Origin of the sequence: Streptococcus sp. AS20 (assembly GCF_000524255.1) — a bacterium.
GTDB lineage: Bacteria > Bacillota > Bacilli > Lactobacillales > Streptococcaceae > Streptococcus > Streptococcus constellatus.
In genome coordinates this window covers 29,933-50,150 of record NZ_JANS01000017.1, presented here as the reverse complement: position 1 = coordinate 50,150, position 20,218 = coordinate 29,933, and the positions used below count along the sequence as shown (strand labels likewise).

At 37.7% G+C, this 20,218-nt stretch carries 26 protein-coding genes and 1 riboswitch; of the genes, 4 read left to right on the top strand and 22 right to left on the bottom strand.

Annotated elements, in window-relative coordinates; translation table 11 throughout:
- Positions 1-301: 301 nt before the first annotated feature.
- From HMPREF1514_RS09040 to HMPREF1514_RS09015, 6 genes are all read right to left on the bottom strand, one after another.
- Entirely contained in the window at positions 302-847 is a 546-nt protein-coding gene (locus tag HMPREF1514_RS09040; protein ID WP_037598807.1) for a tRNA (mnm(5)s(2)U34)-methyltransferase, read from the bottom strand.
- Positions 841-1,785 carry a TIGR01212 family radical SAM protein gene (locus tag HMPREF1514_RS09035; RefSeq protein ID WP_021001949.1) on the bottom strand — a complete coding sequence of 315 codons (945 nt, stop codon included), beginning with the start codon at positions 1,783-1,785 and terminating at the stop codon, positions 841-843. Before HMPREF1514_RS09035 ends, HMPREF1514_RS09040 begins: the two co-directional genes overlap by 7 nt.
- Positions 1,786-1,826: 41 nt before the next feature.
- Positions 1,827-2,153, bottom strand: coding sequence for an MGMT family protein (locus tag HMPREF1514_RS09030; RefSeq protein WP_037598806.1), 327 nt, complete (start codon positions 2,151-2,153; stop codon positions 1,827-1,829).
- Between the two features lie 22 nt (positions 2,154-2,175).
- On the bottom strand, positions 2,176-2,826 hold the full coding sequence (locus HMPREF1514_RS09025) for a phosphatase PAP2 family protein (RefSeq protein WP_037598805.1): 651 nt from the start codon (positions 2,824-2,826) through the stop codon (positions 2,176-2,178).
- Positions 2,816-3,379: an ECF transporter S component gene (locus HMPREF1514_RS09020; protein ID WP_003068171.1), complete on the bottom strand. Its 564-nt coding sequence runs from the start codon at positions 3,377-3,379 to the stop codon at positions 2,816-2,818. The genes HMPREF1514_RS09025 and HMPREF1514_RS09020 overlap by 11 nt, the downstream gene beginning before the upstream one ends.
- 148 nt (positions 3,380-3,527) lie before the next feature.
- A riboswitch (FMN riboswitch) is annotated at positions 3,528-3,754 on the bottom strand.
- A gap of 68 nt (positions 3,755-3,822) precedes the next feature.
- Positions 3,823-4,332, bottom strand: coding sequence for a tRNA (cytidine(34)-2'-O)-methyltransferase (locus tag HMPREF1514_RS09015; RefSeq protein ID WP_006268308.1), 510 nt, complete (start codon positions 4,330-4,332; stop codon positions 3,823-3,825).
- A 344-nt stretch (positions 4,333-4,676) separates the two neighbouring features.
- Between HMPREF1514_RS09015 and trkA the strand changes: the two genes are divergently transcribed.
- Both trkA and HMPREF1514_RS09005 read left to right on the top strand, forming a co-directional pair.
- Positions 4,677-6,026 (top strand): Trk system potassium transporter TrkA, encoded by a 1,350-nt coding sequence (gene trkA / locus HMPREF1514_RS09010; protein WP_006269456.1) that lies wholly within the window; start codon positions 4,677-4,679, stop codon positions 6,024-6,026.
- A gap of 3 nt (positions 6,027-6,029) precedes the next feature.
- Positions 6,030-7,469 (top strand): TrkH family potassium uptake protein, encoded by a 1,440-nt coding sequence (locus tag HMPREF1514_RS09005; RefSeq protein ID WP_037598804.1) that lies wholly within the window; start codon positions 6,030-6,032, stop codon positions 7,467-7,469.
- A 32-nt stretch (positions 7,470-7,501) separates the two neighbouring features.
- Here HMPREF1514_RS09005 and yidD read toward each other — a convergent pair whose 3' ends face one another.
- The 13 genes from yidD to HMPREF1514_RS08940 all read right to left on the bottom strand — a co-directional run bounded on the left by yidD (position 7,502) and on the right by HMPREF1514_RS08940 (position 15,863).
- On the bottom strand, positions 7,502-7,756 hold the full coding sequence (yidD, locus tag HMPREF1514_RS09000) for a membrane protein insertion efficiency factor YidD (protein WP_037598803.1): 255 nt from the start codon (positions 7,754-7,756) through the stop codon (positions 7,502-7,504).
- Entirely contained in the window at positions 7,756-8,481 is a 726-nt protein-coding gene (locus HMPREF1514_RS08995) for a pseudouridine synthase (RefSeq protein WP_003076243.1), read from the bottom strand. The genes yidD and HMPREF1514_RS08995 overlap by 1 nt, the downstream gene beginning before the upstream one ends.
- Complete coding sequence (gene scpB, locus HMPREF1514_RS08990) at positions 8,471-9,034, bottom strand: SMC-Scp complex subunit ScpB (protein ID WP_037598802.1); 564 nt, start codon at positions 9,032-9,034, stop codon at positions 8,471-8,473. The genes HMPREF1514_RS08995 and scpB overlap by 11 nt, the downstream gene beginning before the upstream one ends.
- Positions 9,027-9,737, bottom strand: coding sequence for a segregation/condensation protein A (locus tag HMPREF1514_RS08985; protein ID WP_037598801.1), 711 nt, complete (start codon positions 9,735-9,737; stop codon positions 9,027-9,029). The genes scpB and HMPREF1514_RS08985 overlap by 8 nt, the downstream gene beginning before the upstream one ends.
- On the bottom strand, positions 9,737-10,468 hold the full coding sequence (xerD, locus tag HMPREF1514_RS08980) for a site-specific tyrosine recombinase XerD (protein ID WP_037598800.1): 732 nt from the start codon (positions 10,466-10,468) through the stop codon (positions 9,737-9,739). Before xerD ends, HMPREF1514_RS08985 begins: the two co-directional genes overlap by 1 nt.
- Positions 10,465-10,926 (bottom strand): cyclic-di-AMP-binding protein CbpB, encoded by a 462-nt coding sequence (gene cbpB, locus HMPREF1514_RS08975; RefSeq protein WP_003071900.1) that lies wholly within the window; start codon positions 10,924-10,926, stop codon positions 10,465-10,467. The genes xerD and cbpB overlap by 4 nt, the downstream gene beginning before the upstream one ends.
- Positions 10,923-11,444, bottom strand: coding sequence for a metallophosphoesterase (locus tag HMPREF1514_RS08970; RefSeq protein ID WP_006269447.1), 522 nt, complete (start codon positions 11,442-11,444; stop codon positions 10,923-10,925). The genes cbpB and HMPREF1514_RS08970 overlap by 4 nt, the downstream gene beginning before the upstream one ends.
- The gene (locus HMPREF1514_RS08965; protein WP_003068158.1) at positions 11,420-12,406 is read right to left on the bottom strand and encodes a nucleoside-triphosphate diphosphatase; all 987 of its coding nucleotides are present in this window, start codon (positions 12,404-12,406) and stop codon (positions 11,420-11,422) included. The genes HMPREF1514_RS08970 and HMPREF1514_RS08965 overlap by 25 nt, the downstream gene beginning before the upstream one ends.
- Complete coding sequence (gene racE, locus HMPREF1514_RS08960; RefSeq protein WP_037598799.1) at positions 12,403-13,197, bottom strand: glutamate racemase; 795 nt, start codon at positions 13,195-13,197, stop codon at positions 12,403-12,405. Before racE ends, HMPREF1514_RS08965 begins: the two co-directional genes overlap by 4 nt.
- A gap of 92 nt (positions 13,198-13,289) precedes the next feature.
- On the bottom strand, positions 13,290-13,538 hold the full coding sequence (locus HMPREF1514_RS08955) for a YneF family protein (protein ID WP_037598798.1): 249 nt from the start codon (positions 13,536-13,538) through the stop codon (positions 13,290-13,292).
- Positions 13,539-13,876: 338 nt separating this feature from the next.
- Entirely contained in the window at positions 13,877-14,560 is a 684-nt protein-coding gene (locus HMPREF1514_RS08950; protein ID WP_003068155.1) for a Bax inhibitor-1/YccA family protein, read from the bottom strand.
- Positions 14,561-14,585: 25 nt separating this feature from the next.
- Entirely contained in the window at positions 14,586-15,077 is a 492-nt protein-coding gene (locus HMPREF1514_RS08945; RefSeq protein WP_003068154.1) for an HDIG domain-containing metalloprotein, read from the bottom strand.
- 45 nt (positions 15,078-15,122) lie between these two features.
- Complete coding sequence (locus HMPREF1514_RS08940; RefSeq protein WP_037598797.1) at positions 15,123-15,863, bottom strand: TrmH family RNA methyltransferase; 741 nt, start codon at positions 15,861-15,863, stop codon at positions 15,123-15,125.
- Positions 15,864-15,894: 31 nt separating this feature from the next.
- Here HMPREF1514_RS08940 and HMPREF1514_RS08935 point away from each other — a divergent pair, with 31 nt between their 5' ends.
- Both HMPREF1514_RS08935 and yidC read left to right on the top strand, forming a co-directional pair.
- Entirely contained in the window at positions 15,895-16,173 is a 279-nt protein-coding gene (locus HMPREF1514_RS08935) for an acylphosphatase (RefSeq protein WP_003068151.1), read from the top strand.
- An 80-nt stretch (positions 16,174-16,253) separates the two neighbouring features.
- Complete coding sequence (yidC, locus tag HMPREF1514_RS08930) at positions 16,254-17,171, top strand: membrane protein insertase YidC (RefSeq protein WP_037598796.1); 918 nt, start codon at positions 16,254-16,256, stop codon at positions 17,169-17,171.
- 132 nt (positions 17,172-17,303) lie between these two features.
- Here the strand turns inward: yidC and HMPREF1514_RS08925 are convergent, their stop codons facing one another.
- The 3 genes from HMPREF1514_RS08925 to mltG form a co-directional block, all read right to left on the bottom strand.
- Positions 17,304-17,768, bottom strand: coding sequence for an 8-oxo-dGTP diphosphatase (locus tag HMPREF1514_RS08925; protein WP_037598795.1), 465 nt, complete (start codon positions 17,766-17,768; stop codon positions 17,304-17,306).
- A 76-nt stretch (positions 17,769-17,844) separates the two neighbouring features.
- Positions 17,845-18,327: a transcription elongation factor GreA gene (gene greA, locus HMPREF1514_RS08920; RefSeq protein WP_003068147.1), complete on the bottom strand. Its 483-nt coding sequence runs from the start codon at positions 18,325-18,327 to the stop codon at positions 17,845-17,847.
- Positions 18,328-18,529: 202 nt separating this feature from the next.
- Positions 18,530-20,134: an endolytic transglycosylase MltG gene (gene mltG, locus HMPREF1514_RS08915; protein WP_037598794.1), complete on the bottom strand. Its 1,605-nt coding sequence runs from the start codon at positions 20,132-20,134 to the stop codon at positions 18,530-18,532.
- Positions 20,135-20,218 lie beyond the last annotated feature (84 nt).

The following is a 20,218-nucleotide window of genomic DNA, read 5'->3' as shown; positions in this document are numbered from 1 at the left end:
ACAAAACAGAAACATCTGAAACCTTGTATTGCTCTACATTCTTACGATGAACCAGCTCATTAGGAGCGATCTTTTGATATAAGTCACATCAGACTTCACGAAGCTGTGGCATACTGAGTTGAAGAGGATGACGATTCGGTGTATATAATGGAAAGTGTCCATTTGGTTTACCTCTCTGCTTTTTTCTTCACTTGCAGTGTACACCAAATGGGCTTTTTTGTGAAGCAAAATCAACTAGCAGCAGGGGTATATGTAATATTTTTCAGCCTAACTAGGCTTTACGCTATTCTGACTGAGTTAATTACGAATTAAATTTCTCAATCATTACCAAAAAAGGCGGTTGATTGATTTGATTGATAGTTTTATAAAGAGCGACTGTAAATTCCTGCTGTGGCAACTGACCAACAAAATCCAAAACTGCATCTCGCTCCACATCACCACCTATATGCCCATAGTAAATCATGACCGCAATCCGACCGCCAGCTTCTAAACGCTGACATAATTTTTCCAAGGCCTGTATAGTTGTATATGGCTGGGTAATCACCGACTTATCTGCCGATGGAAGATAGCCCAAATTAAAAATAGCTGCTTTAATAGTTTCAATGTATTGATCCACATTTTCGTGACCTGTTAAAAGCAATTCAACATTGTCTACTTTAGCTTCTACCAAGCGCTTAGTGGTTTGCTTAATAGCTTGTTCTTGAATATCAAAAGCATAGACTTTTTTAGCTAATTGTGCCAAGAAAAGAGTATCATATCCATTTCCCATAGTAGCATCTACGACTATATCTTCTTTGGTTATGATTTCTGATAAAAAGGCATGTGCCATCTCCAACGGTCTCAACATGTATATCTTTGCTCCTTTGCCCTACAACCTTGCACGCTACCACGACGTTTCATTTCTTGCTCAATCGCATTTAGCACTTCCCACTTTTTGAGACTCCACATGGGTCCAATGAGCATGTCCCGTGGCGCATCTCCTGTAATTCGATGAATGACGATATGTTCAGGGATTATTTCTAATTGATCACAGATAATAGCAACATACTCATCTTGGCTAAGCAACTGCAAGCGTCCTTCATGATAATCTCGTTGCATCCGTGTGTTAGTCATTAAATGCAAAAGATGTAATTTAATCCCCTGAATATCATTGTCTGTCACACAGCGGCGAACATTTTCTATCATCATCTCATGGCTTTCACCAGGCAAACCATTGATTAAGTGGGAAACTATCTCGATTTTTGGAAATTTCCGCAGCCGTTGAACCGTTTCAACGTATAATTCATATGAATGTGCGCGGTTAATCAATTGCGAAGTAGTTTCATAAGTCGTCTGCAGGCCCAACTCTACCGTCACATGCATACGTTCAGATAATTCTGCTAGATAGGCAATCGTCTCATCAGGCAGGCAATCTGGTCTGGTACCGATATTGATACCTACAACCCCTGGCTCATTGATGGCCTGTTCATAACGCTCACGAATAACTTCTACCTTATCGTGGGTATTGGTGAAATTTTGAAAATAAACTAGATATTTTTTGACTTCAGGCCACTTTCGATGCATGAAGGCAATTTCTTTATAAAATTGTTCACGAATCGGTGCTTCAGGAGCTACAATCGCATCACCAGAACCTGACACCGTACAAAAAGTACAGCCACCGTGAGCAACCGTTCCATCTCGATTGGGACAATCAAATCCCGCATCAATCGGAACTTTAAAAGTCTTCTCTCCAAATAGTTTTCGATAATAAGCATTCAAAGAATTATAAGGTTTCATAACTTTCATTGTACCACAAAATAAAACAGAACTCGCGCTCGGAGTTCCATTTACACTTTACTAATATCCGTTGGCTTCCATTGGTGTTTTTTTAAATCCACACAGCCATTCGTTTTAAAAGTCACTCCTTCGGCCCAAAGGAGATGTCTCTGCTCCTCCCACGCTGGCGCTAAGCGTCCTGCGGAATTAACCACACGATGGCAAGGATACTTCCCATAAAGTCCAGCCTGAGACAGGACGCGACCTACCAAACGAGCATTTCTTTCTCGCCCAATCAACTGCGCAATTTGCCCATATGTCGCTACGCTCCCCAAGGGAATACAGGACACAACTGATAAAATTTGATGTACTAACTTGTCATTTAACACTTTTTGCATCATCTTTTTCCTTGTAGCAATGCTATTTTTGTTTTCCTTTGAAACGCCATTGAAAACGCAACTTATCATAATAAGGAAATTCAACATGCAAAATTCCTAGACCTAAGAGAAAGCTTCCCAACACATCTGTCGGATAATGTACTCCCAGATACACACGTGACGTCATAATGATAAAAATCATCACAATCATCAAACTTTGCAAGATACGCTTCGTCTGCACTGATTTTATTCGTTGACTAACGATAATCAACAGCGTACCAAAGATTAGTGTAGAAGCCAAGGCATGCCCACTCGGAAAAGAAAATCCACCTTCTTCTACCAAATGTTGAATAGCAGGACGCGAATGTTGATAGATATTTTTCAAAAAAGCAACTAAAATCCCCGTCAAGGCAAGATTCCCAATTAAAAGAATAGCCTCACTCCACCATTTCTTATAAAGGAAAAAACCAGCCAAAACTGCGACCCAGGTCATAATAACGGGCGTATTAATCAGACTCGTTACGCTAGAAAAGAAAAATGTCAAAGTATGTGGCAAATCTCCACGTAAAGTTATCTGAATCAGACTATCAAAGTCTTTTAAATAATTAGGATGAAACTTGACAACATAGCCTAGAATCACAAAAAGTAAAAGGGCAAAAGAGCCCTTGGTTAAAAAAGTTTGTTTATTTTTCATATTTAATTAAAATCGGTTTTAAAAGCAAGTTAATGACCCAAAAGGCAATTGCAAAAACTACACCTTCCAATAGATTAAATGGAATGACCATCGCAAACAGATAATTTGCTACACCAAGAATCTTTGAAATATCAAAATTAGCAAACGTTGCATATAGCGGAATTGCATAGATATAATTCAAAAGAAGCATTGCCACAGTCAATCCCAGTGTTCCCACCACAGAAGCAATCAGAAAACGAACGATTGTCTGTTCTTTTTTCCAAATAAGCGCAAAAGCGATTACGAAAACAGCAACTGCAATGATATTCATCGGCAAACCAATGTAGGTATTGACCCCTTGGTTGTTCAGTAGAAGTTTGAGCACTGAACGAACCAGTAAAATGCTTAAAGCTCCTCTCAGATTCAGTACCACTAATCCCAATAGAATTGGTAAAATACTAAAATCCAACTTCAAAAAGCTGGCTCCCGGCAAAATCGGGAAATCAAAGAACATCAGCAAAAATGAGATAGCTGAAAGAATGGCAATAATAGCCATTTTGCGTGTATGTGTCATAACAGGTTCCTCCAATTTTATTAAATTAGAGAAGCTGGAAAGGCTTGCTGAAGAATAACTTATCCCAGTCAGTGAAACCTTTATGATAGTATAAGGAAGTCTCCTTAAATAAAATTAAAAGCCACAGTCTTGGGACTTCTCCCCTGCCTTTCGTCTTCTCCCATCCAGACTGTACTGTCGGTTGTGGAATTACACCACATCAGCTCATGCTCGCGGACTTAAAACAGTTTATTTAGTTGACAAGGCTTTTATTTTTAGAGTATGTTACACTTCAAAGCTATATCAAGAAATTATAACATTTCATAAAAAGTAACAGATTATCAACGACTGAAAATTACCGCCGGTCGGGAATTTCACCCTGCCCTGAAGACCCTTTAATCATAACAAAAAAAGCCTGCAAGAGCAAGCGTTTTATCTGATATACAAAAATTATTCTGACACCATTATTTTAATTTGTCATGTTCGTATTCGTGTACTAGATCTAATCCTGTAAAATCTTGCTGCCGCAGGGCTTCATACACCATCATACAAACTGTATTTGACAAATTCAGACTTCTGACATGCTCATCGTTCATCGGAATACGCAGGGCTTTTTCAGAATGAGCACGCATAAAATCCTCTGGCAATCCTTTATCCTCACGCCCAAACATAAAATAATGATTTCCAGCGGTTGTAAAATTTTCTGCTGCATAAATCTTCTCCGCAAATTTAGAAATCAAATAGAGATGTCCATCCATTTTACTCATAAACTCTTCTAAATTGTCATAATAAGTAATATCCAGCTTATCCCAATAGTCCAAACCTGCTCGTTTCATCTTGCGATCATCAATCGGGAATCCCATTGGTAAAATGATGTGAAGCGGTGAATTCGTTGCTGCGCAAGTCCGAGCAATATTACCCGTATTCTGTGGGATTTGCGGTTCAAAAAGAACAATGTGGTTTTTACATATCATAATTTTTCATTCCTGATTTCATTACTACTATAAAAAAATAGCCACACTGCTCGGAGTCAAGCTCAGCAAACAGCGTGGTTAAGGCATCATTAACTTACATCACAACAGGTTTGAGGTAAATCAATGAAGGTACTTTCTTAGTATATCACTTTCTTTGCACATGTCAACAAAAAAAGCTTAAAATTTTCATATTTTCTAGATTATTTGTCAATTTTTTCAAGAATTCTCTTGTCGTTTTCATCAGAACGCTTTAATGGGACAAAATATACATTTTTCTTTCTTCAAAATGATGAAATTTTTGCAAAAAAAGAGTATGATATAGAAGTATACTTGGGAGGTATAACATGAAAATTATTGTCGTTGGTGGCGGTAAGGTCGGATCTGCACTCTGCCGTTCACTTGTGGCTGAAAAACATGATGTGATTCTCATCGAGCAAAATGAGTCCGTACTCAATCGGATCACAAAACGTTATGATATTATGGGCATTGTCGGTAACGGTGCTAATTTTAAAATCTTAGAGCAGGCTAATGTAGAGCATTGTGATATTTTCATTTCCATGACAGAGCATGACGAAGTCAATATGGTGTCGTCTGTGCTGGCTAAAAAAATGGGGGCAAAAGAAACGATTGTCCGCGCTCGCAATCCAGAATATTCAAATTCTTATTTTAAAGAAAAAAATATTCTTGGTTTTTCGCTCATTGTTAATCCTGAGCTACTAGCAGCCCGGTACATTGCAAATATCATCGAATTTCCTAACGCGCTTTCTGTAGAGCATTTTTCAAATGGACGTGTCAGTTTAATGGCATTTAAAGTCAAACAAAATAGTAATCTGTGTCAGATGACTTTATCTCAATTTCGGAAGAAATTTGGAAATGTCTTGATTTGTGCTATTGAACGTGATAATCAATTGCTCATTCCAGATGGTGAAATTACCATTTTGCAGAATGATATAATCTATGTCACTGGAAATCGGGTGGATGTTATTCTTTTCCATAATTTCGTTCGACCAAAAGTTATAAAAAGTTTGATGCTCATTGGAGCAGGAAAGATTGCTTATTACCTACTCAATATTCTAAAAAATAGCAAAATCAAACTGAAAGTGATTGAAATTAATTCAAAACATGCTGAATGGTTTAGTCAAGAATTTCCGCATTTACATATTGTTCAAGGTGATGGTACTGCAAAAGACATTTTACTAGAAGAAAGTGCTCAACACTATGATGCAGTTGCTACCCTGACTGGTGTAGACGAAGAAAATATCATTTCTTCTATGTTCCTTGAAAGCATGGGGGTTCAAAAAAATATCACGAAAGTCAATCGGACTAGTTTACTTGAAATCATTGACAGTCAGGAATTTTCAAGTATTGTGACGCCTAAGAGAATTGCAGTGGATACAATTATGCACTTTGTCCGCGGACGTGTGAATGCTCAGTATTCTGATTTACAAGCTATGCACCACTTAGCTAATGGACAACTTGAAACCTTGCAATTTCAAATCAAGGAAGAAAATAAAATGACTGGAAGACCACTTTCTAGTTTGAAACTAAAGAAAGGTGTCTTAATTGCAGCCATTATCCGAAATGGAAAACCTATTTTCCCGACGGGTGAGGATTACATTCAAATAGGTGACCAAATCATTGTCACAACGCTCATTCAAAGTATCACACAAATATATGATTTGTTAGAGAGGTAAGCCATGAATAGAAATATGATTCGTTTCCTCATCTCCAAGTTGTTAATCATTGAAGCTGGACTACTTCTAGTTCCACTCATTGTGGCTTTCATCTATCGCGAGCCTCATCAAAATTTACTTTCCATTAGCATCACAATTGGAATCCTCTTGGTGGTCGGACTTTTAGGCAGTTCTTTTAAGCCCAAAAATCATCATATTTATGCCAAAGAAGGGGTTTTAATTGTCGCCTTATGCTGGATACTTTGGTCCTTCTTCGGGGCTCTTCCTTTTGTTTTTTCAGGACAAATTCCTCATCTCATAGATGCTTTCTTTGAGATTAGTTCAGGCTTTACAACAACAGGTGCCTCTATTTTACCAGATGTCTCTGTCTTATCACATTCTCTACTCTTTTGGCGTAGTTTCACCCACTTAATCGGAGGTATGGGAGTCCTCGTCTTTGCCCTTGCTATCATGGAAAATAATAAAAATAGCCATTTGGAAGTGATGCGAGCAGAAGTTCCTGGTCCTGTCTTTGGTAAAGTTGTCTCTAAATTAAAAGACACGGCACAAATTCTCTATTTACTCTATTTGGCACTTTTTGCTATTTTTGTAGTAATCTATTACCTTGCAGGAATGCCTTTATTTGATAGCTTTATCATCGCCATGGGAACAGCTGGTACAGGAGGCTTTGCAGTTTACAATGATAGTATTGCTCACTATAACAGCTCTCTCATTACGTATCTAGTTAGTTTTGGAGTACTTATTTTTGGAGTAAATTTCAACCTCTACTACTTTTTACTATTGAGAAAATTTAAAGCATTCTTTGGAGATGAAGAATTGCGGACCTATCTCATTATTGTAACATCAACTACTCTTCTCATCTGTTTGAATGTCTTTCATATTTATCAAAATATAGCTAAGACTTTAGAAATTTCTCTTTTCCAAGTAGCGAATATCATCACCACCACTGGTTTTGGTCTTGGTGACATTACCTCTTGGCCACTCTTTTCTCAATTTACTCTCCTCATTCTCATGTGTATAGGAGGTTCTGCCGGATCAACTGCAGGAGGTTTAAAAGTTGCTCGTGGCTTAATCTTAGTCCGCATTGCTAAAAATCAAGTCTTATCCACTCTCTCACCAAAACGTGTACTGACCCTGCATGTCAACCATAGCGTGATTGACAAAGATACACAGCATAAAATCTTAAAATACCTTGTGCTTTATACGATGATTATCATCAGTCTTATTTTCATTGTCAGTCTAGATAATAATAATTTGATGACCGTGGTGAGCGCTGTTCTTAGCTGTTTCAACAACATTGGACCAATGCTTGGTACAACAGATAGCTTTGCAATCTTTGGTCCAATTTCCAAATTCCTGCTTTCTCTTGCTATGATTGCTGGACGTTTAGAAATTTACCCGATGATTCTGCTCTTTATGCCACAAACTTGGTCCAAACGGTAACTAGATCCAATAAAAACTCGCCAGTCAATAGACTAGTGAGTTTCTTTATTTTCTGAGTGATTGCGTTTCAAGCTAAAATCATCCGGTACAGGATCATCTCCTCCGTTCGCCCATGGATGGCAACGCAAAATACGTGCAATCCCCATCAACAAACCCTTGATGCCATGTTTTTCTATCGCTTGAATCATGTAGTTTGAGCAAGTTGGCTGATAACGACAGGAAGGTGGAAAAGCCGGTGAGATAAATTTTTGATAAAAATGGATTAGCGCGATAAGGACTTTTTTCATTATTTTTTCTTTGTAACAGCTAGATTATGTAACTGACTGACCTCTTTTTTATTGAGACGGCGAGCTTCACCTGGACGAAGACCAGTTAAATTTAGATGGCCAAATTGCGTGCGGGAAAGTTTATCTACTTGCAAACCAACAGCCTCAAACATCTTTTTTACTTGATGATTTCGCCCTTCATGGATCGTCAACTGGATAATCGAACGATTCTTAACCGGATCTACTTTCAGAATTTCATAAACAGCTGGTTTAGTTTTCTTACCATCAATTTTTACACCTTTTGTCAACGGTCGAAGGACCTCTTTATCAGCTACCCCCTTGACACGAGCGACATAGACCTTATCAATCTCATTTCGAGGATGAATCATTTCATCTGTAAAATCTCCATCATTTGTCAAAATTAAGGCACCTGACGTATCCCAATCAAGCCTCCCTACTGGATAAATCCGTTCTGTGACATTTGGTAACAAATCAACTACTGTTTGACGACCTTTGTCATCTGTCACGCTTGAAATAACACCACGTGGCTTATTTAAGAGGTAGTACACTTTTTCTTCATTGTAAATTGGCTGACCATTTACCTCCACGCGATCTCCAGACTTGATCGTCGTTGCCAATTCACGAATAACTTGTCCGTTTACAGTGACCAGCCCTTGCTTTATCAATTCTTCTGCTTTTCTACGACTAGCAATCCCAGCATGGGCAATATATTTATTAATTCTCATCCTCTATCCTTTCAACAAATAGTTGACTTTCCTCTATTATTAACTCTGTTTCTTCCACTACTGGCAATTCTTCTAGACTATTGATGCCCATATAATCCAAAAAATAATCAGTCGTCACATAAAGATTTGGGCGACCAAGCACTTCTTTTTTCCCATTTTCGCGAATCAAATCAAAAATCTGTAACTTAGAGATTGCACCACTAGAATTGACACCACGAATCTCATCCACTTCAATTCTTGTAATGGGCTGCTTGTAAGCAATAATCGACAAGGTTTCAAGTGCAGCTCTTGATAAACTTTGATTGATCGGAGCTCTTGAATATTCCCGCAAAAGGTCAGCGAAATCTTGTTTGGTAACAATTTTATAAGCATTCGATGTCTCTAATAGAGCAAGACTTGAATCTTCGTCTTTTCGATATTTTTCTGCTAATTTCTCCAAACTCTGTATCACACCCGTAGGCGGTATAGAGAGGAGATCTGCTAGTTGACGGACACGCAAGCCGTCCTCACCTGCTACAAAGAGCAAGGCTTCAATCTCTGCTAATTTACTCATTTCTTTTTCCCATTAGATAAATATTCCCAAAATTTTCTTCCTGCACCACTTGAATTTCTTGCACTTTTACCAATTCCAATGTTGCTAAAAATAGAGTAATGACTTCATTTATATCTTTTGTTTCTGAGAAGATTGCTTGAAGAGCAATTTTTTCTTGTAAATGGCAACGATTGCATATTACATTCATCATGTCTTCAATTTTATATTCGTCTTTGACAATGGTTGTGTGATTTTGAGCAAATTCTTCTCTTTTTTGTGTCATCAACTTTGAAAAGGCCAGAAACAAATCAATCGTTGTTTTGTCATGACGTAACTCAGCATTTTCATATACCAATTCGATTTTAGGTTTGGAATAATAAAGAGCCCGTTCTTCATGCTGCTCTGCCATTTTTTCACCTAACAATTTGAATTTCCGATATTCTTCGATTTGAGCAAGTAAATCTTGCTCCAGATTCTCTTCAGTTTCTACGGTATCCGCCACTTTTGGCAAGAGCTTCCGACTTTTAATCAACATGAGCTGACTCGCCATGACCATATATTCACCTGTCACTTCTAACTTCATAGCTTGAAGGGTCGCTACATAAGCTAAGTACTGCTCAATAACCTCTGTAATCGGCACATCATAGATATCCATTTGGTATCTTGACACCAAATGAAGTAATAAATCCAACGGGCCTTCAAAATCTTTAATTTTTATGTCCATTATCTATATTTTTCCAACGTCATCATTGTTTTCAAACCTAAATTGCGCGCAATTTCATATATTTCTACGCCTTTCTCTCGCTGACGTAAAATATATTGCTCTCGCAAACTCTGAGCAGATAAAGTAGCTTGATTTTTTTCAATCAAAAAAGCCTCTAATTGACGAAAGCCCCATTGCCGTGAATAGGTTTTCCCATTTTTTTCTAACAAATAAGTCCCTTCCAGAGTTGTTCCCAGTTCTCCAATCAATTGATCTGGAATAGGAACAATACGCTTTTGACCTGCTTTCTCAATGCGAATAATCTGAAAATCTAGATTTACATCTGCTACTTTTAACTGCAAAATTTCACTTGGTAACAGCCCCATTTCCAAAATGAGAAGTGCAATCAAACGACCGTTATATTGATTTGTATCGGCATAAAAATTAGATAAGTCCAAAATCTCCGCATCGTGTTCTTTCGGAATTCCAACTTTTGGCAACTCCAGGCGATAAAAATTTGAAATGAATCGTTTGTTGTATAAATAATACAAAAATTGATTGACAGCAGATAGCTTTCGCTTTTGAACAGAAGGTTTGAAGTCAGCAATAGAAGCTCGATAAATTCGAAGATTAGTATCTGTAATTTTTGCATGAATCACATCTATAAACTGCTCCAAATCATAAAAATAAGCTGTTTTTGAATTGTCAGATAAATTTTTTCTTTCTAAAAAGGTGATTATTTCTTCTTTCATTTTGGATGGATCTCGTATTCATTCGCAAAGCTGTGTAAAAGAGCATTGACTGCTTTTAAGATAGATTTGCGCGTAATAATTCCTTGAAACGTATTTTCCTGATCAACAACTGGCAAGAAGGACTCATCTACTAATTTATGTAGTACTTCTGTCAATGTAAAATCTGGGCCGACAGTTAGGTCATCTTTTTTTGCCATATGCACAATATCAGTTGTCATAAACTCCTCATCAGGGATTTCGTGCTGCATTTGATAAGACAAGATATCTGTTAGCGAAATCGTACCCACAAACTTTTTCTGATCTGTCACTACCGGTACTCGTGAGTATGTCATTTGACTCAGTAATAAAATAGCATGGTCTGCATTATGGGTATCAATCAAGACAGCCAAGTTTTCTGCCGGTGTTAAAAAAGTGTCTTCTTGCTGTAAGAGAAAATTTTCAAATTCTTTGGCAATCATCGAGAAAACTCCTTTGAGAGGCGAGAGTATAGTTCGTGTTGACGTGTATAGTAATCTACATGGAATGCATCATCAGTAATCTCTACCTTGGCATAAAGTCGCTCATTAATAACACCTCGTGGTTGACTGATCGACCCCGGATTTAAAAAGAGCGTTTTTCCTTCCATCCACGCATCTGGAATATGCAAATGCCCATATAAACAAATATCCGCATCTACCTCTTGTGCCCATAAATCCAATTTTTGAAAACCAAAGTTGATATGCTGAAGGTGACCATGAGTTTGTGCAATAACGGTACCATTTAAATCCGTCACCAAACGATCTGGATAGCCACCATAGAAATCCATGTTCCCTGCTACAACATAAATTCCTTGCCACACTTCGTCATCACTTGGCAGCTCAGAATCACCATTATGAAAAATAGCATCTACTTTTCCGAGATAATAGGTCTTGATCTCTTCTACAATAGCACGATCTCCATGAGAATCACTCATTACGATGATAGTTTGTTTTGCCATGTTGGAAATACCTCCACTAATTTTTGAACTGCTTGAGCTCGATGTGATTGAGCATTCTTTTCTTCCATTGTTAATTCTGCAGATGTTTTGCCTGTTTCACCTACTAAAAATAACGGATCATAGCCAAATCCATTCTCCCCTTTTGGCTCAAAATTAATATAGCCTGCCCAGTCAGCCTCCACGACTAGACTTTCTTTAGTAGGACTTGCTACCACAAGAGTTGTATGAAACTGCGCTGAGCGATCTTTCAACTCGAAAACCATTGCCAATTCATGTAGTAGTTTTGCATTATTTTCTAAGTCTGTCGCATCATTTCCAGCAAAGCGAGCAGACCAAACTCCAGGCAGACCACCTAACGCATCTACTTTTAAGCCTGAATCATCTGCCAATACCATTTTGCCAGTCAGCTTAGAGATAGTCTCTGCTTTTAAACGAGCATTTTCTTCAAAAGTCATCCCAGTTTCTGCGACCTCTGGTAAATCAGGATAGTCATTCAAATTTTCAATCTGATAGCCTAATTTTTCAAAGATTCTGCGGAATTCAGCGGTCTTTCCCTCATTACGAGTAGCAATTAAAATCGTATCTCCTACTGTCAAACCTGACAATTCTTGTTGAGAAAAGAAAACATTTAATTTGACACCTTTTTCAGGTAAGTGCACTAAAACTAATTGTCCCTTTTCCGTGATTAAAATAGCACCCTTATGAAATTGTGCCTGAAACTGTGATGCTTGATTTTCATTGATTAGTTGCAAGACGAATTGAACAAAAGACATGATTGAGTTATATTGAATCACTGCAACAGAAAAAGACTGTCCTTCAACTACTAATTGACGGAGCTCTTCCTCCATTCGACTAAGTTCTTCTGAAATGACATCTTTAAAATAGAATCCGCCGCCATAGGAAGACCATTCTCCAACATACCAATCTTGAGCATCTTTATACTCATAAACTTTATTGCTCATAATGTTACATGCTCCACATTTATTTTTTTGTTTAACCACGTTTCTGCAATTTCAGCAAACCTTTTCGCATTAGCTGTTGTAAAAAAGCAGTGTTGCGGGAGTTTTCCTTCTCTGCTATGATTGATTTCAAAATAGTTTAGCAAGACAGAAATGTCCCGTACACATTCTGCTCCGCTGTCAATCAATTTCACAGTTGGTCCCATCACATTTTGAATGATTGGTTTTAGTAAAGGATAATGAGTACAGCCTAGTACTAAAGTATCCACCTTGCCTTTTAAAGGCATTAAACTTTCATACACCACTTTTTTCGTAATACTAGACGACAGTTCATTAGATTCTACTAGCGGTACAAATTTGGGACAGGAAAGACTCGTCACTTTCACTTCTGGTAAGAGACGTTCGATTTTTTGACGATAAATATCTGATTGAATCGTCATTGGCGTTCCTATAATGCCAATCGTTCCATGTTGAGATGCTTTGATTGCTGCACTAGCTCCTGGTAAGATGACTCCTAAAACCGGGATATCTAATTTTTCTTTGATGTCTTCCCAAACCACAGCAGTAGCTGTATTGCAGGCGAGAACAATCATTTTGACATTTTGGGTTAAAAGGAATTGTACCAATTGCCATGTGTACTCACGAATCTGCTCTGCAGGTCGGGGACCATAAGGCGCACGTGCAGAATCGCCAATATAAATTACTTCCTCATGTGGAAGTTGCCGCATCAACTCACGAACAACTGTCAAACCGCCCACGCCTGAGTCTAAAAAACCAATTGGTCGATTATCCATAAGTTCTTCTTTCTAAAGAAGGGACTGGGTGCAAGTCCCAAATCCCCATTCATTTATCTCTTTAAAAATCAATTTATCGTATAAAACAAAGATTATTTTTTCTTTTTAGCATTTTCAAGTGCTGCTTTTTGTTGATTTTTAATTTGACGATACACTTGTTGTACCTTTGCTTCATTTAGTTTTTGTCCGTTTGCGGATAGCATCGTACGGACAGCATCGATATTCAAACGTGGATTGTCTGCAAATTCTTTTTCAATTTGTTTGCGGACAAGATACATGCCAGCGACCATGCCACCAAAAAAAGCAAGAATAATCAACAAAATAGCTAATAGTAAATTCATAAATATGTAATCCTCTTTTCCCTTTTTACATCTTCTTATTATATCAAAAATTGTCTATTTTTCAAAGTCCAAACTATAGAAAACGATACTCTTGTCAATGGGCTAAGACATCTAACAAGCTCATTCTTTCATAAACAAAAAGAGACTGAGACAAAAATTCTCAGTCTCCTAAAACTATGTAGCAAAATTTGCAAGACGGCAGTTACTGTCTGGCTTTAAAGGCGCTTATATCAAGCTTTTTAAAGCCTAGCCATCGTTGCGGGGATGGGACGACAAAATCGAACTCTTCGAGTTACCGATTTTTGTCCCACTTCCAATCATTAATATTTCTTTCACTCCTAATTATCTCTTCCAAAAATACGAAGAATACTTAGGAATAAATTGATAAAATCAAGATACAAGCTCAAGGCCAATGAAACTGCCCAACCAGCTGCTACATTTCCTCCCGATTGCTCATAGACATAACGGATTCGTTGATTATCCCAAGCAATCAAGCCAGAAAAGATAATCACACTAATAATACTAATGATGAAATCCAGTCCAGAGCTCCTAAGAAAAATATTCACCAAACTAGCAATAATAATTCCAATCAGACCTGCAATAAAAGCTCTGCCTAGACCAGACAAATCCTTCTTAGTAAATTTGCCAATCAGTGCCATCGCAAAAAACATTGCAGAAGAAGTAACAAAGGCTGCTAAAACTGTTGCTTGTGTGTAAAGAGCCAACACTAAACTAATCGTAAAACCATTTAAAGCCGAATAAACTAGAAAAGTTGGCAATGCAGCTGGATTGTTTTTAGCAGACATGCCCGAAGCTACCCAGACAAGGATCAGCTCAGCAAAAATTGCTAAGTAAAAAATCCAAGTATTTCCTGTCATGACAGACAAAATCACATCTTGAAAGATGGTCAGCATTAGTGCTGATACAAGAGCAGAAATACCAATCCCCATTCCAACTAAAGAGTATACTTTTGCATAAAAACTATTGATGCCACTATTTTCTTGAATAATTGTATTGTTCATAAGCTCTCTCCTTTATTGTTATATGTTATGATTTTAACATTTTTCTGTGGAAAAGTCTTCTTTTAGCAATCTTTTTCCGAACTGGTGCTATTGCTTCCTTGATTGCCCAGTATTTATCCACCATGGTGACAATATAGCCCTCTTTATACCGCGGTGGCGCTACTGTTGCACCCCACATGTGTTTGAGAATGATATCTTCTTCGACTTTATTTAGTTTGGTTACTTTCCGTGCATTCCTCACCGCTAACCGAGGGTGTACCCAAGCATGGCTCTTATTGAATTTCGTTTCACGCCAATCATAATAAAACATATCGTGCAAAAGACCTCCACGCGCGGTACTTTTTGCATCCCAACCTAATTTCTTAGCAATTTTATAACTCGTATAACTAACATGAATCGAATGTTCCAAACGGTTGGAATAAATGTGATGTGTTATGGTTTTTAATTTCTGGACGCGTGGTTGAGCAATCAATTGTCCAACATGCTCCATATACTCTTTATCTTCTTTATAAAGCATAGAACCACCTCCATGTGCTTCAAATTATAAATATATTTCTAAATTTTAACTTAAAGAAAAGATGAGAATTCCTGCTGCAACGGCGACATTTAAACTCTCAGCTCGTCCTTTCATCGAAATATGAACCAGTTGATCTGCCTTATCCATCATCTGCTGGCTGATTCCTTGCCCTTCATTTCCCAATACAAGAACAAAATCTGTCATTGGTGCTAATTCTCGATAATCCATCGAATCTTTTGAAAGTGTCGTTGCCAAGACCGGCAATTGTATTTGTTTGGCAAGCTCAAGAAAATCTGCTGTTTTTACTCGATAAATAGGCAAATGAAAATGACTGCCTTGCATGGAACGCAGAGTTTTCAGATTGTAAATATCTGCCGAATGCTGCGAAATAAACACTCCATCATAACCAGCTGCATCAGCCGTTCGGATAATCGTTCCTACATTTCCGGGATCCTGCACATCTTCTAAAAAGAGATATTTCCCTTTGAGAAATGAAGGAGCAGATTGTTTTTCAAATGCAATCTCTGCCACAATGCCCTGCGGCGTTTTCGAATCAGCCAAATCAGTCAAAATTTCTGAGGTTACCACATGAACTTGAGAAAAATCTTTCACTTTATCAAAAAAATTTTCTAAAACAAAGATATGTCGAATCTCAGCTTGTGCATTTACTGCTTCTTCAAATAAATGCCAACCCTCAATTAAGTATGAGTCCTTCCGATACTTTTTTTGAAGTAATTTTTTAGTATTTTTTACCACATTATTCGCTTTTGAGGTTATAATATTCATAGGTATATTATATCACAAAAAGGAGGCTCGCATGCAAAAAGTAAGAATGATTGCGCAAGGTCGCGTACAAGGGGTCGGATTCCGTTGGGGAGTCTATAGGCTTGCTACAGAAATTGGTGGCATTACAGGGCGTGTCTGGAATAATGAAGATGGTACCGTAGAGATTTTGGCACAAGCAGAAAACTCTGCCCTTATGGCAAAATTTATCCAAGAAATCCGCAAAGGACCAACGCCATTTTCAAAAGTCAGCTATTTAGATGTTACAATGACGAATTTTGAATCCTATTCAGATTTTAAAATTGCAAATTAAGTCCTAAGAACTATTGTATATTTAGAAAAAAAACAGTAGAATAGAAAGGTATTATTTTTTAGAAAAAGGAAACCAAACACGTGAAAAAATTAAATCGTATTTTATTCTCAGGATTAGGGTTATCTATGCTTCTGCTGCTCTCAGGATGTGTGCAAGTAAAAGATGGTAAGCCTGCTGGGTTTGTCTGGGATATCATTGGAAGACCAATGAGCCTTGCCATTCAGTATTTTGCTAATAACATGGGGCTAGGTTTTGGTGTTGCTATTATCATTGTTACCCTGATTGTGCGGCTGATCATTTTGCCACTGGGACTTTATCAATCATGGAAAGCAACTTATCAATCTGAAAAGATGAACTACTTGAAGCCTATTTTTGAGCCTATCCAAGAACGTATGAAAAATGCTGAAACACAAGAAGAAAAACTTGCTGCTCAGCAAGCACTCATGGCTGCTCAAAAAGAAAATGGTGTCAGCATGTTTGGCGGGATTGGCTGCTTACCATTATTGATTCAATTGCCTTTCTTCTCGGCTTTGTACTTTTCAGCTCAATACACTGAAGGAATTGCACACAGCGTATTTTTAGGTATTCCACTTGGAAAAGCCAGCATTCTCCTTACTGCTATCGTCGGTGTTTTGTATTTCATCCAGTCTGCTTTAACTCTTGTCGGTGTTGATGAAGTTCAAAAAGAACAAATGAAAAAAATGATGTACATGAGCCCGCTCATGATTGTTATCTTTTCTTTCACAGCTCCAGCAGGTGTAACACTTTACTGGGTAGTCGGCGGTTTCATTATGATCATTCAACAATTGATTATCAATCATTACATTCGTCCTCAGCTCAGAAAACGCGTAGCTGAAGAATACAAAAATAACCCACCTAAAGCCATTAAAAATTCTACTTATAAAAAGGATGTAACCCCTCAAGCACAGGCCGTTATCGAAAATAGAAAACAAAATAAAAAGAAAAATCGTAATGCTGGAAAACAACGTTCAAGATAAACAAAAAAAGCTGGGATAATCATTCCAGCTTTTTGCTTGCCGTTCAATCAGAAAATCATCCTACTATGAAACAACACTCCATCTTTTCAAACACCAACTTGAATGACAGAATATTCTCATTTAAAAATAAACTTACCAAAATTCACGAACAAAATCATTTTCTAAGCGCTCACTATAAAATAATTCTGACAACGATTTATCATCAAAAATACGTAGTAGATTTTTTAAATCATAAGCCAATTCGAGAGTGTCTAACTCTTCACGTGCCACCCACATAACTTCACCTTCTTCTGACGAATGAAGATGACCAGAAAATTCATTTGTACGATAAAGAAAGACCAGATAACGAATACCTTCCGCCGTATACCAATGTTTCATACCAACCAGTCTAGGACGATGGATTGTTAATCCCGTTTCCTCATATACTTCACGCACAACTGCTTGGTGGAGACTTTCTTTTTCTTCTATATGTCCGCCAGGTAGAGCTGCTCCTGACCAAGAATACCGTTTTGGGTCCCGAATCTGCATAACAATACGATTCTGATCATCTTCAATTAGACACATGTTGGTTAAAATCACTTGGGACTGATGGGACATGTTTCCCTCCTCTATGTTTTACTGAGACGCGCCCCGTGATTGTGATGATACCATGGGGCGCGTTTCCTTTTTTTAATTATGCTGTTTTTTCGACTTTTAGGATTTTTACATCATAACTACCAATAGGTGTTTCAACTGTAGCTGTGTCACCTGTTTTCTTGCCAATTAGAGCTTGTCCAATAGGACTTTCATTAGAGACTTTTCCAGCAAAAGCATCTGCTCCAGCTGCGCCAACAATCATATAGACTTCTTCGTCTGTTTCACCAACTTCTTGAATCGTAACGGTCTTACCAATAGCGACTTCATCATGAGCTACTGCATCGCTGTCTACAATTTCAGCGTAACGAATCTTGGTTTCTAGACTAGATATTTGTCCTTCAACAAAAGCTTGCTCATCTTTGGCTGCTTCATACTCACTATTTTCTGATAAATCTCCATAAGAACGAGCAATTTTAATACGCTCTACTACTTCAGGACGGCGAACCAATTTAAGTTCTTCTAATTCTTTTTCAAGTTTTTCCTTTTCTTCAAGGGTCATAGGATAAGTTTTTTCTGCCATTATTTTCTTCTTTCTATTTTTTAAACAAAGAGATTGGGACAATAATGTCCCAACTTTCTAATATCGTGTGTGATTCCTTTGCAAGGCACAATCTCCATCCAATCTAAAATATGCTTATTGCATTCTATTCAGACCTAATTTTCATTGCGCTAAAGGAGAATCAAATCAAGTTCTACGAAGTACCAATTTTGCCCTACTCCTTTTAATTCGAACTACTTGGCTTTGTCAATTTACTATTGACATGCTCCTGAACATTTTTCTCATGTTCTGCATAGGTAGTTGCGAAATAAACTTTGCCTGTTTCTGTATTAGCTACGAAATATAGATAATCAGTTTTAACTGGATTAACTGTCGCTTCAATAGCAGAGAGGCTCGGATTATCTACAGGACCAGGCATTAAACCAGTGTTTTTATAGACGTTGTAAGGCGAATCAATATTCGTATCAATTGCAGCATCTTCCGATAAGGTCGTTTTTTGTCCAAGTTTTCCTTGAGCATACAGAATTGCAATATTGCTTTGTAAAGGCATATTTTGATTCAAACGGTTGTAAAAAACACTTGCAATATTTTTCCGATCTTGATCTGTTGAACCTTCTTTTTCAACCAAGGATGCAATTGTTAAAACATCGTGCACCGTCAAGTTCTTCGTTGCTAAAACATCATAATATCGTGACATAGTCTTATCCATTGCAGCTAACATTTGATCAATGAGAGTTTCAGCTGTTGTACTATCTGTCACATTGTAAGTAGCAGGGAAAAGATAGCCCTCTAAGCGATACTTTACACCACTCTCTTTTTTAGCTAGGTTTTCCAATAATTTCGGATATTTCGCAGCTTCCTGAGTAATAAAATTATCATCTTGTATTTTCTTTAAGAAAGCTTCTGAAGATAATTTATTTTTCTTCAGCTTCGCAATCATTTTTGCAATTTGTTCAATCGTATATCCCTCTGGAATCGTCAATTTTTCCATTGATGGATCTTGCGGAGTATCCGTTCCACCTTGCTGTAGTTTTTTAGCAATTGCATCCAAATTCATACTCTTTTGTAGATTGTAATAACCTGATTGGAAATCTGCATAATTGTTAAATTTGGCATAATAGCTAAAAATCTGAGCATTTTTGATCAAACCAGCTTTTTCCAAGACCGTTCCAATTTCTTTGGTGCTCGATCCAGTCGGAATCTTAACCGTTACATACTTGGTATTTTTCGCATCAACTGGTTGTAGTGCCGACGCAACATAACGATAAGCAAAGAAACCAGTTATTCCAATTCCTAAAAGCAGTAATATCAAAACAGTTTTAACAATTTTTCCTGCGATTTTGTTTTGACGCTTCTTAGTAGTGACTATCTGAGAAGTCCGATTTGAACGAGAAAGTTGCTTTGTTTCTTTCTCTGTTCCGTAAACTGCAGGCTGAACCAATTCTTCTGGAACCTTGATTTCTTCGACCGCTTTATTGATTGGGTAAGAAACAGGGACTTTCGTTGTATGAGTATTAAACTCTTTCTCTTCCCTAGCTGCCGCTTCGGCTTCTATTTGCTCAATGGTTGGAAGAGGACTTTCTAATGGAGCTGGCTCTGGCTCGTTAGTTTCTTCTTTTTGCACCTGTGGTATATCCATTTCAGAAGCAAGTGTTTCCTCTTCTTCCTGAATAGAAGGAAGTGTCGATTGGCCTAGCCCCAACTTTTCGTGTAAATCATTAGATTTTTCTACAGGGGTAGGTTGTTCAGTCCCCTTTGCTCTAGCTAAGTCTCGCAGAATTTGCTCTTTAAAACTCAACCCTTCTTTTTCTTGTGAATCTTCAGCCAAATAGTTGACCTCCTTGTTCAATATCCCTACTATTATATCTTAAAAGGAAAAGAAAAGCAATAAGAGAAAGCCTTTCTTTCAGGC

Bases quoted from the DNA above. Each gene is read 5' to 3' on its own strand.
- HMPREF1514_RS09025 (WP_037598805.1), bottom strand. From the start codon at position 2,826: ATGAAAAATAAACAAACTTTTTTAACCAAGGGCTCTTTTGCCCTTTTA.
- HMPREF1514_RS08950 (WP_003068155.1), bottom strand. From the start codon at position 14,560: ATGAACAATACAATTATTCAAGAAAATAGTGGCATCAATAGTTTTTAT.
- HMPREF1514_RS09035 (WP_021001949.1), bottom strand. From the start codon at position 1,785: ATGAAAGTTATGAAACCTTATAATTCTTTGAATGCTTATTATCGAAAA.
- HMPREF1514_RS09030 (WP_037598806.1), bottom strand. From the start codon at position 2,153: ATGCAAAAAGTGTTAAATGACAAGTTAGTACATCAAATTTTATCAGTT.
- HMPREF1514_RS09005 (WP_037598804.1), top strand. From the start codon at position 6,030: ATGAATAGAAATATGATTCGTTTCCTCATCTCCAAGTTGTTAATCATT.
- racE (WP_037598799.1), bottom strand. From the start codon at position 13,197: ATGGATAATCGACCAATTGGTTTTTTAGACTCAGGCGTGGGCGGTTTG.
- HMPREF1514_RS08925 (WP_037598795.1), bottom strand. From the start codon at position 17,768: ATGTCCCATCAGTCCCAAGTGATTTTAACCAACATGTGTCTAATTGAA.
- trkA (WP_006269456.1), top strand. From the start codon at position 4,677: ATGAAAATTATTGTCGTTGGTGGCGGTAAGGTCGGATCTGCACTCTGC.
- HMPREF1514_RS09015 (WP_006268308.1), bottom strand. From the start codon at position 4,332: ATGATATGTAAAAACCACATTGTTCTTTTTGAACCGCAAATCCCACAG.
- HMPREF1514_RS08995 (WP_003076243.1), bottom strand. From the start codon at position 8,481: ATGAGAATTAATAAATATATTGCCCATGCTGGGATTGCTAGTCGTAGA.
- HMPREF1514_RS08945 (WP_003068154.1), bottom strand. From the start codon at position 15,077: ATGCTTTATAAAGAAGATAAAGAGTATATGGAGCATGTTGGACAATTG.
- yidD (WP_037598803.1), bottom strand. From the start codon at position 7,756: ATGAAAAAAGTCCTTATCGCGCTAATCCATTTTTATCAAAAATTTATC.
- HMPREF1514_RS08965 (WP_003068158.1), bottom strand. From the start codon at position 12,406: ATGAGCAATAAAGTTTATGAGTATAAAGATGCTCAAGATTGGTATGTT.
- xerD (WP_037598800.1), bottom strand. From the start codon at position 10,468: ATGAAAGAAGAAATAATCACCTTTTTAGAAAGAAAAAATTTATCTGAC.
- cbpB (WP_003071900.1), bottom strand. From the start codon at position 10,926: ATGATTGCCAAAGAATTTGAAAATTTTCTCTTACAGCAAGAAGACACT.
- scpB (WP_037598802.1), bottom strand. From the start codon at position 9,034: ATGAGTAAATTAGCAGAGATTGAAGCCTTGCTCTTTGTAGCAGGTGAG.
- HMPREF1514_RS08935 (WP_003068151.1), top strand. From the start codon at position 15,895: ATGCAAAAAGTAAGAATGATTGCGCAAGGTCGCGTACAAGGGGTCGGA.
- HMPREF1514_RS08955 (WP_037598798.1), bottom strand. From the start codon at position 13,538: ATGAATTTACTATTAGCTATTTTGTTGATTATTCTTGCTTTTTTTGGT.
- greA (WP_003068147.1), bottom strand. From the start codon at position 18,327: ATGGCAGAAAAAACTTATCCTATGACCCTTGAAGAAAAGGAAAAACTT.
- HMPREF1514_RS09040 (WP_037598807.1), bottom strand. From the start codon at position 847: ATGTTGAGACCGTTGGAGATGGCACATGCCTTTTTATCAGAAATCATA.
- HMPREF1514_RS08940 (WP_037598797.1), bottom strand. From the start codon at position 15,863: ATGAATATTATAACCTCAAAAGCGAATAATGTGGTAAAAAATACTAAA.
- HMPREF1514_RS08970 (WP_006269447.1), bottom strand. From the start codon at position 11,444: ATGGCAAAACAAACTATCATCGTAATGAGTGATTCTCATGGAGATCGT.
- HMPREF1514_RS09020 (WP_003068171.1), bottom strand. From the start codon at position 3,379: ATGACACATACACGCAAAATGGCTATTATTGCCATTCTTTCAGCTATC.
- HMPREF1514_RS08985 (WP_037598801.1), bottom strand. From the start codon at position 9,737: ATGGACATAAAAATTAAAGATTTTGAAGGCCCGTTGGATTTATTACTT.